Source organism: Desulfonatronovibrio magnus (genome assembly GCF_000934755.1).
Classification (GTDB): Bacteria; Desulfobacterota; Desulfovibrionia; order Desulfovibrionales; family Desulfonatronovibrionaceae; genus Desulfonatronovibrio; species Desulfonatronovibrio magnus.
This window is the reverse complement of the sequence record NZ_JYNP01000095.1, coordinates 1-12,299: the sequence shown is the minus strand read 5'-3', so window position 1 is coordinate 12,299 and position 12,299 is coordinate 1. Positions and strand designations below refer to the sequence as shown.

The window sequence follows — 12,299 nt, the reverse complement described above, 5'->3', positions numbered from 1 at the left end:
GCCACCCCGATGAAACTCAGTGAAATCCGCTGCGCTAAGACCTTGTCCCCCAATGAAATCCAGCACAGCTGGACTGCCATGGGCAGTATTTCATGGGGTAAACATTTCACAAGGCAAGCAACGCGAAGCGTTCCTGGGTAGCAGGGTTTCATCGGGGCTGGGACCCGATACCGCGCCAACATTTCTGATCCAATACCGCGGGAGCGGATAAATTGTAAATCAAGACTTCAAATTGTCCAAATATTTTTCTGGACAGCTTGGATGACACATAAAACAGGGGGCGTCCAGGGCCAAGACATAATTTTTCCCATAGGCTGGTTCATCACGAGGTGTTGATGAGATGGACAGCCAATGCCTGAGCAGGAGGGAGTCAACGACAAAACGTTTAGCTTTCATCAGCGAGGAGTCGTTAAGGACTTCTTCGGTTAAGCCTTTGGCCTTTGCTTCGAGTCTCATGGTGTCCATGGTCGCCTGCAACTGCTTCCACGCCGTGCCTCGGAGGCGCTGGAGCTGCTCCTCAGACATCAGGACGCCTGCTGACCTTCCTCTCTTGGTGACCCGGACAGGCCCGCCCTGGGCTCAGTCCAGAAACTGACCAAACTGGTTTTTGACTTCTTTTGCTGTTACTTGTTTCATGTAGATATAATGGCTACTTTAGCCAAGAGAGTAAGATATAAGAAATGCTGTCCACTTTCCCGTGAAATATGTACTTGAACCGGATAACTTTGCTGGCCTTCGGCATTTCGGGATAAAATGAAGGATTTTGAGATGGATGTGTAGTAGACTGTGTGTAAAATGAGATGTTTTTCCAATTTCGTTTAGGATGCAAATAGATCTGCATGAGTTCCGGTTCTGGCTAAGAGCAATTCATCATTTTGTTGCAAGTAAATGAGAATCCAGTCCGGCTCGATGTGAGCGTCCCAGAATGGGAGCCAGTTGCCTTTGAGAGGATGGGCTTGGTACATGTCCGGCAAGGGCACATCGTTGATTAATAGAGTCAGTAACGTTTTCAATTTCTCCATGTCCTTGCCGCGTTTTTTCATTCTCTTTACATCTTTCCGGAATCTTGACGACTCAACGGTTGTGGGCATAGGCTATATATCCAAGTTTTCGAACAATTTCTCAGCAGAATTGAAACGCTCCCCTTTACCTTTTCCCAGTTCAGATATCGCCTCAAGCGTTTCACTGTTTGGCTTCATGAAGTGACCTGGAAGAGTATTCATAAGTTTCGCAAGCTTTAATGCATGTTTATAGGGAATGTTGCGTTTATCTCTCTCAAACTCTGAAATATGACTTTGAGGAATTCCAAGATCTTTTGCAACCTCGTTCTGGGTAAGGCAGGCGCGACGGCGCAACGCTTTGAGCATGTTCCCGCCACGCTCCACATTGGGCATGGGATCGCAAAAAGAATCAAGATGTATGCCACGCGAAACCTGTCCACCGAGCTTATTAACAAGAGCTGTCAGCAACTCCAGGTTATCAACTGGGATAGAAACTTGAGTGTGGGCCATTTTTTGTGCTTGCATAATTATTTCCTCTCATTTCAATGAAGTATAAAATATCTCATTTTATACCATTGTCAAGGTGAAACTGAATATTAAAAACAATGATGGAGTAAAAAATAAAAAATGCTGGCCAGTGAAATTAGCCCTGAAATCAGCCAATTGAAATAAGAAACCAAGTGAATTCAAAACAATTTACCGGGCAAGAATTGAACCGGATAACTTTGCTGGCCTTCGGCATTTAACGGGTAAAAAGGCTGGGATGAGATCCCCATGTGTGTTTAAAAATGCCCCCTCTACCGCCCACAAACATAAAGGCACATATAGTGCATAATATGCTTCATGGAAAAAATTGATTGCGTCATAAACGTCTGCCAGAAGCCCTTTCAGACCGCCCTTACCTTGTACAGTCTATTGAAACATTCTGCACAGCATATAGACAAAATTTATTTCATTGAAGAGAATGTTCAGCGCGCCGGGTACGTGCCTGTGGACCACAGTCTGGTCCTGTCAGAGCTTAAAGAAAGAATCGTTTATTTCCAGCCAAAGCATTTTCTTTATAGGTCCACTGCAAATAAGGACTTACTCAAAGACAGGGACTACCGCTATTCCATCCGATACCAGTATGGCTGGGAAAAGTCTGACAAAAAATTCATTTTCCTTACTCACAACGACTGCTACTACAAAGGCGACGTAATAGGCCTGCTGCTTGAATCTATAGGAAATAATATCGCGGCAGGTGAAATTGGCCAATGCTGGAACTGCCCTGCTCGTCAACTAAACAAGTGCGAACCTGATAATTACCAGGATTATAAACCAAGCCTGGCTGAACTAAAGCAAATATATGCTGCCAGAGGAATAAAAAAACGGCCCTATCACAAACCAAGATTCGGGCATGAGTTCAGAATCAATTCCTGGCCATTACCAGAATGCAGACTCAATGAGTGGGCCGCATTAATTAACCTGAAGAAAGCCAGGAAAATAACTGCGCCTTTTGGCAGGGCTTTTCCTTTTGGAGCATATAGACTTGCCGGGGAAAACATACTTGATATCGGTGTTGGCTGGTTTCGAGATATTTCACAGATGGGTTTTAGCTGTAAAAATGTTGATTTTAGAGACAATTTTCAACACTTTAAGGGACATAAAGCATTGGACAAAGAAGATATATATACTCTGAAAGAAGAGAATGCATTGAAATTTCTGAGTAAAGAATTCAATATTATAGTTCATAGCGCTCTACATTCATAACTTTATGCATAATCCACAACATAATAAGAATATCCTTTTTGTATGTCATGACTTTCTGCATACCCCACAATCCTGCAATGCACGATTTATTGAAAAACTTGCATCAAAGATAAATAGAAAGCCCGGATTTAGGGTCGATATCCTTTGCCTGCCTTCAAGCTCAACAAGTAGAAAGCTATCCAGGGAAAAACCTGCATCTGAACTGCAAACATTTATAATTAACAGCAAACCTAGATTATTCACTTTTGATGCTGTACGTTCTAAATATGCCGAACATAAAATTGAAAAAATTTTAATCCAAAACAGATACGACATCCTGCATGTTTTTACCGTAGGAGAATTAACTGCTGCCCCTGTTGAATTAGCCCAAAATTACGGACTAAAAGTTTTTCTCACTCTTTGCGATTTCTGGTTTCTGTGTGAAGAAAATTGTGATTTGGCTTCTGATGATCCAGACTGTAAAGGTCCGGAAAATAATGAAAAGTGCGTTCAATGTTTTTTAAATAAGTACATACCTGATCACAAGAAAAATCACCTCCTGTTTCCAGTCAGGGATCACAAAAAAAGTCGAGCCAGCTATCTGAAAAAAATATTTAAAATAGCAGACAACATTGATTCATTATCATCAGGAGTAAAAAAATTACATGAAAAATTTGGATTTAAAAATCTCAATATTTTATCAGACAGCTTTAAGTACGATATAGACAGAATTGCTGAACATTATATTCAGAAATACAATAGTGTCTCACCCTCAAAAAATAATAACAAAACAAACCCTCAGAACAAAAAAAGAATCCTTTTTTACTGTTTTGACAAAATGCATATCCCTGTTCTTGATCCCATATATACAAAGATGAAAACCAAACATCCTGAGTATATGTACGGATTTGCAGCAATGCCCAGAAACAAACATTTTACTGCAGGCTTTGAAGAAGGCGATCTGAGACTTTTAAAGGCTTTTAAGGAATATGTTACTTTTTACCCCCAGGAATTTTTCCCAGACGTGACCATCCTTCCCGACTCTTATTACCCACACGGATGTGGCAAAATGGTTCATGTAGGACACGGCGTGCTCAGCAAGGGTATATATTATACTGACACCATCAAGGCTAAACAGGAAGAAAAAGCAGACATGGTATGTGTACCCGGTGCATATCACCAGCAAATGCTTGAAAGCATAATAGGTAGTCCTGTAATGGCTACAGGAATGCCTAAACTCGACAATCTTTTTAACGGCAAAATCAATAAGAAAACAGTGTGCAGGCATTACAATCTACCTGAAAGTTACACATATATATTATACGCGCCTACCTATAACCAGGAACTAACATCTCTTGATTATCTACTGGAAAAAATTGACCAGATTTTAATGACCGATCAGATGATGCTGCTTATAAAACTGCACTCCAGATGCAAGCCAAGACACAGATTAATGGCTCAAAAACTGGTGAACAAAGACCCTCGTATAGTATATATATCGGGACAAGATATTACAGAATTCCTGGCCTTAGCAGATGTAATGATTTCTGATGTTTCTTCGGCAATGATGGAGTTTGCAGCTTTGGATAAGCCTCTGGTTCTATTCAACAATCCGACCTGGGAGGATTACGAACACTTTAATCCCAATGATATAGATTTTGCCTGGAGGGACATAGGCTTGCAGATAACAGGCTCTGACCAGTTAAAAGATGCTGTTCAGGAATGTTTGCAATACCCTGAAAAACTTTCTCGGATCAGGACCAAGTATACGGACCAGCTCTTTGCTAACAAATACAATGGAGATGCCTCGGGCAATATTGCCAGACTTGTGAGCGGACTTGCTGAATCATAGGGGGGGGTACAGAGAATTATTTTGAGCAGCTTGATGACAATTTATACCGCATTCAGGCAACTTCTTTATATGGACGCGTCATATCTCCCTGTCCTGCCAGTAAGCCTTCAATGGATATATCTTCATTCAACTTATCCCAATGTATGCCTTTTGCTGTTAATTCGTAATCTCTAAGATGCTCAGGGGAGGCATTAAGTAGACGCGGGAACCAGGCCAAAGGTACACCTAACGTACGGCCGTCATTCAGCTCAACCCTCAAGTAGTCTTTTATCAATGGTTACAGACTTAGGCGAAATATTCATGCCAAGCATCCACTTCTCCAAAGAATAAGGTTGCTATGTAATTATTAAAATTTAGCTTGCCTATTGCAAACAGTCAACCGAAACCACGCAACAATTATTTTTACCATTTAAGACATGATTGAATTCCCCAAAAAATACCTGTAGCCTCATCATAGTTTTAACCAACCCTCTCATGGCACTCTTATTGCTACCATCCTGTAAAAAACCAAAAGATTGGAGTAATGCCATGAAAGCAGTAATTCTTGCCGCAGGAGTAGGCAGTCGATTAGGCCGTCCATTTCCTAAGTGTCTGACCCAAATGCCCGGCGGAGAACCTATTCTGGGCAGGCAGATCAGGATATTCACGGAGCTCGGTATTTCCGAGATAATTGTGGTGGTAGGTTTCAAAAAAACCCTTATCATGGAGCAATACCCGGAAGCTCTCTACAAATACAACCCCTTTTACTACATTACCAACACATCAAAAAGCCTTTTATGCGCCTTGGAAAGTGTTCAAGAGGATGTTATCTGGGTTAATGGAGATGTGGTTTTTGACTCTCAGGTGGTCAGCAATGTCGTTGAACATCCTTACAATACTGTGGCAGTGGACCGCAAGAAATGCGGCGCTGAAGAAGTTAAATATACAGAAGATACGAATGGTTATATTGCCAAAATCTCCAAAGAGGTCAGTAAGCCTCTTGGTGAAGCCGTTGGGGTGAACAAGATTCAAAAAAATGACATACAGACATTTATCCAGACTCTTAAATATTGTCGTGATGATGATTATTTTGAAAAAGGTATGGAGCTGGCCTTGGAAAAGGGAGTAAAATTCAAGGCCCTGGATATTTCCAGCCACAGGTGCATTGAGGTTGATTTTGAGGAAGACCTGATACAGGCCAAAAATATGTTTACTCAAAGCGGCGACGGGGCTGAGACCATATTAACCTTGCGTAAAAAAAACATTAATATTTCTCAAAACGGTCTTCCACTGGAGCTTATAGAGGCCAAAAACATAAAAAGAGCCTGCTCCTGACAGCCTGATGGATATGAGTCAGACACGAATACTTTTTTTTGTCGAAAGAAATCTGCACCTACCATATCTTGAGCCGGTACATGATTATTTCCAGGCAAATTATCCAAATCTCAATCTTGCCTTCAGTGCTCCACCTTATCGCGCTTCCACCAGGAATTTGCCTGGGTGCGGTCTGGATACATCCACCATAGAAAGACTTTCTAAAAAATCATTTTTTTTAGATGACCCTGCAGAATTTTCTCCTGATGCAACTCTGGTCTCGGACATCAATGCTGCCATGTATTTACGAGGCTGCGGTCGGATTATTAATGTGGGTCATGGAATGATAAGCAAGGGGTGTTTTTATACATTTAGACCAATTGTTCGTAGAGAAAATCTGGCTGATCTAATCTGTGTGCCTGGTCCCATTCATAAAAAAAGATTAAGAAAAAATGTGTTCATCCCCATTGAAACCACCGGTTTTATTAAATCCGACAAACTCTTCGGGCCAAACGCCCTGCATAGAAACCAGTTCTGTCAGGAATATAATATTGCCCCCCAAAAAAAACTCATCCTTTTTGCACCTACCTATAATCCGGAATTATCTGCTATCCCTGTAATCCAGGAAAGGATCTTTGAATTAGCAGGAAATGATAACCATTTGATTATCAAGCTGCACGGCATGACAGATGAAAATTGGACTAACTACTATAGGACAGAGGCGGATCAACACCCCTGCAGCACATTCATTGAAGACCAGGATTTGACCCCGTGTCTTAAGGCCTCTGATCTTCTCATAAGTGATGTGTCTTCTGCCTTTGTTGAATTTATGCTTTTAGACAAGCCCATTGTACTGGTAGACAATCCCTTTAGAAAAAATTTCATTCACTATGACCCTGAAGATATCGAATACGAGGCAAGAAAAGCCTGCGTTGTAGTTAAGGACTTTCAGTCCCTGAAAAATTCGATCCACAAAGAATTGAAAAATCCTGACAGACTTTCAGAGTTAAGAAAAAAATTCAGCAGGGATCTTTGCTATGGGCGAGATGGGAATTCAGTAAAAAGAACTGCTCAGGCTGTGTTGAAAAGTCTGCAATCCCCTTTTCCGGTAAAATTTTCCGTACTGGTACTCTGGGATCATATGCCAGATAAAAAAGAACTGCTGCTGTTCTGGGAGAATTTCAGCGCATCTACCCAGGGATTTGACTTAGAAGTAATTATGGCCGGACCAAAGCCTGAAATTCCATCCCTCACAAGACTGGCTGCCAAATGGATTGAATGCGAGCATCCTGACGCTAAAGTGTTTAACAGTGCCGTTGATGAAGCAGAACATGAGCATGTTGCTGTGATCAAGCCGAACATAGCCTTTCCTCCTGGCTGGCTGAAATTTTTATATAACCATTTCAACTGGAACAATAAGGTTGGAATCGTACAGGCAATGCATCCACAAAATGGATACCAGGCTGTCATGGATAAATTTTTTGCTGAAAAAAAACACCTGCCCTATCCTGAAACATCATTAATGCTTAATCGATTGCTTATAGGCTCCAGCATTTTAAACAAAAAATTTGATTCTCCCTGCTTAATGTTCAGCAAAAAAAACTTTAGCTCAGCAAATTCATCGATAGAAGAAAATTCATCCATCAAGGTTTATCTGGAAAATTTATCTGAAATACAGAGAAAATCAGGCATGGTTCAACTGCTGGCCCTTGATGTCTTTGTTTATCCTTTTAGTGCGGAAATAAATTCTCCAAGATATCACATCAAAAAAAATCTGGGAGTCCATAAAAAAAAATCAACAAGCATAATTATACCTGTATTTAACAATCTGCAACTTACACAACAATGCATTAATTCAATTATTGAACATACAGACCTACAATCTCATGAAATTATTGTAATTGATAATGCTTCCACGGATGGTTCATCTTCATATCTTAAGGAACTTCATATACAGGGCCAAATAACGCTTATTAGCAACAAAACAAACAAAGGCTTTGCCAAAGCCTGTAATCAGGGGGCAAAAGCTTCTAAAAAAGAATTAATGCTATTTCTTAACAACGACACAATTGTTACCCAAAACTGGCTGAGCAACCTTTATAGATGCCTGTTAAAAAACCCTAACTGTGCTGCAGTAAGCCCCAAATTGCTATATCAAGACAACACTGTACAGCATGCAGGTATTGTCTTTACCTCCCAAAAAACCATTTGGCATATTTATAATGGACTTCACTCCATTCATCCTGCTGTTAACAAAGAAAGAACGTTTCAAGCTATCAGCGCCGCATGTATGCTGACACCTAAAGATATTTTTCTGAATATGGGTATGTTTGATGAACGCTTTTTAAATGGATTTGAAGATGTAGACCTTTGTCTGAAGTATGTTCAGGCTGGTTATCTTTGCTATTACTGTCCGAAATCTGTAGTTTATCACTTTGAAAGCAAAACACCAGGCAGATTTAACAACATGAAACACAACCAAGACCTTTTACTGAAATTATGGTCAGGAAAAATATCATCTGATGAACACCTTTACTATAATCAGGATAAAATCAGACCTGATTATCATAAATTGGAAACAGGTGAAGAAGACTTTATAATGCATGACAGCAACGAAAACACTTTTTGGTTAAGAGCCAGAGACCTGCAGAAAAAAGGTGACACCAAAAATGCTGTAAAAATGTATAAACTGGCTTTACAATTTAACCCCTTTGACTCCAGAAATTTTCTTATCATGGATGAATTGTCTGAACTATACATAAACATGCAAAAAATTGACATGGCAAAGAAATGCCTTTTAGATCTGGTGAAAGTAGCCCCTACTCCGGATAGAATACATAAACTCTCTTTGCTGCAACAAAATATCAAATAAAAACGGTAATAAAATGAGCTTATCTTCTTGCCTGCACCATGAATGTGATGTGCTTTTTTATGCTGAGCGTAGCCTGCACCTGCCTTATCTTGAGCCCATTCACGATTATCTTAAAAAAAACTATCCCCATCTTGATCTTTTATTTGCAGCGCCTACCTACATAGCAACAAGTATGGATGAAGCGGGTGTAGGTCTAAGTGAATATGAGATACAAAGAATCAGCAAAAAAGGAAACTTTTGTCCTGATTCATCAAAAATTCAGGCCAGAATTGCAGTTGTTGCGGACGTTTGCCATTTGAGAATACCGCACATCAGTAGAGTAATAAATGTAGGGCATGGTCTTATATGTAAAGGTCTTTACTACTGCAGAAGCAATATAATCAGAAGAGAAAATCTGTCTGAGATGATGTGCGTCCCTGGACCATGGCACAAAAAAAGACTTAAAGATAATGTTTTCATACCCATTGAAGTAACAGGATTTATCAAGTCCGATCTCCTTTTTGGACCTGACTCATCAAATAGAGAAAAATTTTGTACTAAATACAACATTAATCCTGACAAAAAAATACTTTTATACGCCCCAACCTATAATAAAGAACTTTCATCTATTCCATCAATAAAAGATAATATTGTTAAACTTGTAAACAAAGATACAAATTTAATAATTAAACTGCATCACATGACTCCACCAGAATGGAAGGAAATGTATAAAAAAATTGCTGGAAATAATGATAACATATTATACTTAAAAGATAATGAGTATAGCTCCATGATGCATGCTGCAGATGTTATGGTCAGCGATGTGTCTTCAATCTTTGTAGAGTTCATGCTGCTTGATAAGCCGGTTGTTCTCTTTAACAACCCTGAACTTATCAACTTTCCTGACTACAATCCCAACAACATCGAATACAAAATCCGCGACGCGGTTCAAGAGGCAGATACATTTCCTCAGCTGCAGCAGGAAATTGAGAAGGCTCTGGAAAATTCCCAAATGCTAAGTGCACAGCGCAGGCATTATATTGAAGAACTTGATTATGGTCAGGATGGGCAAAGTGCCGGAAGAGCTGGAGAAGCAATCTATTCGCGGCTTGATCAAAAAAATTATATTTCAAGACAGAAAAACAGTTATTCGATTTTCCTGCTACTTGACGAGGAAGACGATAACAAGGTTGTGCAGGAAACACTTAGACAAATTGCTGACAAGTCATCCCAGCATTCCATAGAAATTTTTCCTGTATGCAATAGTGAATCAGTAAAGTTTTCCTGGCAAGAACAAAAAATTCCAATTATGGCAGTTGAGAATGAAACACTAAAGCTCAACAGAGCATTGTCGCTGGCAAGGGGAAACATGGGGGTTATCCTGAAACCTGGCTGGTACTTATCTGATAACTGGCTTAAATGGTTGAATAATCATTTTTTGTGGAACCAAGGAACAGGCATGGTCAAAGCTGCACAGGACATCAACCTGGTACGCTCTGCATTTGATAACGTACTTTCCGATGCCAGGCCTCCAGTGCTTTGCAAGTCCATGTCCGCAGCCCTTTTAAACCTGTGCATAGGAAGGGCATCTGTGAATGACAGACTTACTTCATCCTGCGCAATGATTCCCTTACCGGTTTTAAAGGCATGTACTGAGGCTGTCCCTGAAATTTTCAATGGAGACATCCTCCAGAACCTGGATATGCTTGTAACTAATATGGGGCTGATGAGTCTGACGGCTTTAGACACTTTGATTTATCCCATGGATCAACAGTTTTTTATCTGGGATAAACAGGCCTTGATGGATGCAGTTGCCATGCTCAAAAAAGAAGGATTAATGGATGAGGCTGTTAAACTTATGCAGAAAAATCATCAGCTTTTCAGCTGATAATCTGAGATTTTTTTCCTTGTTCAACAAGCTGTCTCTGCCTTAAGTTGATACCTTCAGAATTGACCTCCCTGCCTGTCCCCTGATGCGTTCATCTTCCTTCGTTTTTCTTTGATGATTTCGATTAAATCAAGCATGGCTCCACCTCCAAAGTGGTAACAGGCGCAAAGTTTGCCTGGGGGCACGCCCTGGACTTTGTCCGGGCCCAGTGGCTTATGCTCCAGCAGGATGAGCCTGAAGACCTGGTCATAGCCACAGGTATTCAGCACAGTGTCAGGCAGTTATGCATCAAGTCTTTTGCTTTTATTGGAATTGATCTGGAATGGCAGGGCAAAGGTATTGATGAAGTCGGCATTATCAGGCATGTTAAACCCACGCCTGTGCTTGAAAAGTATCTGAAAAAACTGAGCATCAACCTGCCCTCCCCTGGCACCAGAGTCATCAGCATTGACCCTGGATACTTCAGGCCCACTGAAGTGGATACCTTGCTTGGGGATGCCTCCAGGGCCAGGGAAAAACTTGGCTGGGAGCCGGAAATTACTTTTGACCAGATGATCTCGGAAATGATGAACAGGGACGTGCTGGAAGCAGCCAGGGAAACTCTTTGCGCCCAGAATGGCTTTGTCAGGCCGGAAAGCTGTGAGTCCATGATGTGAAAAAGCATAAGCAAAGAGTTAGTGGCAACAGACTGGAAGAAATATAAGCAAGAATTTATTGGCCACAGACAAGAAAGACAGACTTGAAAGGCAGACGGGGATAACTTTCTGTGGCGGACTTCTCCACAGGAAAAATTGCCTCGCCAAAGGCGATGACATTTTTTTCTACCGGCAAGTCGCCGGGGGAAATTTTTTTAGTCTCCCTTCATTGTCTGGCTTATCGTCTAGCGGATCGGGTGGCTAAAAAAAGAAAAGAATTATGGCATGAAGCTGAGAAAAGTACATCTCTGAATTTTTCAGATTCATCCCGATGGAGGAAGGTATGAATGAAATACGATTGATGACAGACAAACCTGACAAAGCAGCGGAAATACTAAATGATGTACTGGCCCTTGAGAAGGCAAGATTGCAGTATAGCCTTGAACTGTCTCAGAAACGCTTGAAATATTTTGAAGAGAAGTACGGTATTGACAGTGAGCGGTTCATGATCGAAGGGGCTGCTGAAGATCTTGAGGAACATGATATGGAGTATGTGGAGTGGGCTGGAGAATATAAACTGGCCACTTCGATGATCAACAGGATTGATGTCATAACCGGAATCAGACATGAGCCTTCATGAATATTTACAAGCATTTCGGGAAGCCATCGATAGAATTGACCGTTATGGATATGCGGACTCCATCAGTTTTCATCAAGAGTTAAGAGCAGGAAAGCAGGCGCTGCTGAAAGTGACCGTCATCCTGGTCGATGGAAGCTCTCTTCATATCAAAGAATATATCGATGCAATGTACGGCATTGAGGTGGTCAGCTATGGATATCAATACCAGGACATAAATGGCAGCCTGCACTTCCGATATGACAATGCCCGTCATAAGCCAGAACTGCATTTTAAAGAACATAAGCATTTGCCAGGCCACCAGATCATTGAAGCACCACCTTCGGATATTTCAGAACTTGTAGATGAAGTTATCAGTTTCTTGTGAACGTTAACAAAAGGAAAAAAGTATTGGCCACCCCCGATGAAACCCTG

General features: G+C 40.9%; 12 protein-coding genes. 8 read left to right on the top strand and 4 right to left on the bottom strand.

The window, feature by feature from the left end; all coding sequences use genetic code 11:
* Positions 1-219 precede the first annotated feature (219 nt).
* The 3 genes from LZ23_RS10010 to LZ23_RS10000 all read right to left on the bottom strand — a co-directional run bounded on the left by LZ23_RS10010 (position 220) and on the right by LZ23_RS10000 (position 1,526).
* Positions 220-525, bottom strand: coding sequence for a hypothetical protein (locus tag LZ23_RS10010; RefSeq protein ID WP_045213798.1), 306 nt, complete (start codon positions 523-525; stop codon positions 220-222).
* 293 nt (positions 526-818) lie between these two features.
* Positions 819-1,091 (bottom strand): type II toxin-antitoxin system YafQ family toxin, encoded by a 273-nt coding sequence (locus LZ23_RS10005; protein WP_045213797.1) that lies wholly within the window; start codon positions 1,089-1,091, stop codon positions 819-821.
* Between the two features lie 3 nt (positions 1,092-1,094).
* Positions 1,095-1,526 (bottom strand): helix-turn-helix domain-containing protein, encoded by a 432-nt coding sequence (locus LZ23_RS10000; protein WP_045213795.1) that lies wholly within the window; start codon positions 1,524-1,526, stop codon positions 1,095-1,097.
* Between the two features lie 318 nt (positions 1,527-1,844).
* Between LZ23_RS10000 and LZ23_RS09995 the strand changes: the two genes are divergently transcribed.
* Positions 1,845-2,750: a hypothetical protein gene (locus LZ23_RS09995; RefSeq protein WP_045213794.1), complete on the top strand. Its 906-nt coding sequence runs from the start codon at positions 1,845-1,847 to the stop codon at positions 2,748-2,750.
* A 4-nt stretch (positions 2,751-2,754) separates the two neighbouring features.
* A complete protein-coding gene (locus tag LZ23_RS09990) occupies positions 2,755-4,581 on the top strand; it encodes a CDP-glycerol glycerophosphotransferase family protein (protein ID WP_045213792.1) in 1,827 nt (608 codons plus the stop codon).
* 52 nt (positions 4,582-4,633) lie between these two features.
* Here LZ23_RS09990 and LZ23_RS09985 read toward each other — a convergent pair whose 3' ends face one another.
* Positions 4,634-4,798 (bottom strand): DUF2442 domain-containing protein, encoded by a 165-nt coding sequence (locus tag LZ23_RS09985; protein WP_232300460.1) that lies wholly within the window; start codon positions 4,796-4,798, stop codon positions 4,634-4,636.
* Between the two features lie 311 nt (positions 4,799-5,109).
* Between LZ23_RS09985 and LZ23_RS09980 the strand changes: the two genes are divergently transcribed.
* From LZ23_RS09980 to LZ23_RS09955, 6 genes are all read left to right on the top strand, one after another.
* Complete coding sequence (locus LZ23_RS09980) at positions 5,110-5,895, top strand: phosphocholine cytidylyltransferase family protein (RefSeq protein WP_084590997.1); 786 nt, start codon at positions 5,110-5,112, stop codon at positions 5,893-5,895.
* A 13-nt stretch (positions 5,896-5,908) separates the two neighbouring features.
* Positions 5,909-8,746 (top strand): glycosyltransferase, encoded by a 2,838-nt coding sequence (locus tag LZ23_RS22565; protein WP_198145956.1) that lies wholly within the window; start codon positions 5,909-5,911, stop codon positions 8,744-8,746.
* A gap of 13 nt (positions 8,747-8,759) precedes the next feature.
* A complete protein-coding gene (locus LZ23_RS09970) occupies positions 8,760-10,613 on the top strand; it encodes a CDP-glycerol glycerophosphotransferase family protein (RefSeq protein WP_045213790.1) in 1,854 nt (617 codons plus the stop codon).
* Positions 10,614-10,765: 152 nt separating this feature from the next.
* Positions 10,766-11,269, top strand: a complete 504-nt coding sequence (locus tag LZ23_RS09965) for a GDP-mannose 4,6-dehydratase (RefSeq protein ID WP_052507285.1) — start codon at positions 10,766-10,768, stop codon at positions 11,267-11,269.
* A gap of 322 nt (positions 11,270-11,591) precedes the next feature.
* Entirely contained in the window at positions 11,592-11,888 is a 297-nt protein-coding gene (locus LZ23_RS09960; protein ID WP_045213788.1) for a hypothetical protein, read from the top strand.
* Entirely contained in the window at positions 11,875-12,252 is a 378-nt protein-coding gene (locus LZ23_RS09955; RefSeq protein ID WP_045213786.1) for a toxin-antitoxin system TumE family protein, read from the top strand. The genes LZ23_RS09960 and LZ23_RS09955 overlap by 14 nt, the downstream gene beginning before the upstream one ends.
* Positions 12,253-12,299 lie beyond the last annotated feature (47 nt).

Bases quoted from the DNA above. Each gene is read 5' to 3' on its own strand.
- LZ23_RS10000 (WP_045213795.1), bottom strand. From the start codon at position 1,526: ATGCAAGCACAAAAAATGGCCCACACTCAAGTTTCTATCCCAGTTGAT.
- LZ23_RS10005 (WP_045213797.1), bottom strand. From the start codon at position 1,091: ATGCCCACAACCGTTGAGTCGTCAAGATTCCGGAAAGATGTAAAGAGA.
- LZ23_RS09960 (WP_045213788.1), top strand. From the start codon at position 11,592: ATGAATGAAATACGATTGATGACAGACAAACCTGACAAAGCAGCGGAA.
- LZ23_RS09990 (WP_045213792.1), top strand. From the start codon at position 2,755: ATGCATAATCCACAACATAATAAGAATATCCTTTTTGTATGTCATGAC.
- LZ23_RS10010 (WP_045213798.1), bottom strand. From the start codon at position 525: ATGTCTGAGGAGCAGCTCCAGCGCCTCCGAGGCACGGCGTGGAAGCAG.
- LZ23_RS09980 (WP_084590997.1), top strand. From the start codon at position 5,110: ATGAAAGCAGTAATTCTTGCCGCAGGAGTAGGCAGTCGATTAGGCCGT.
- LZ23_RS22565 (WP_198145956.1), top strand. From the start codon at position 5,909: ATGAGTCAGACACGAATACTTTTTTTTGTCGAAAGAAATCTGCACCTA.
- LZ23_RS09970 (WP_045213790.1), top strand. From the start codon at position 8,760: ATGAGCTTATCTTCTTGCCTGCACCATGAATGTGATGTGCTTTTTTAT.
- LZ23_RS09955 (WP_045213786.1), top strand. From the start codon at position 11,875: ATGAGCCTTCATGAATATTTACAAGCATTTCGGGAAGCCATCGATAGA.
- LZ23_RS09995 (WP_045213794.1), top strand. From the start codon at position 1,845: ATGGAAAAAATTGATTGCGTCATAAACGTCTGCCAGAAGCCCTTTCAG.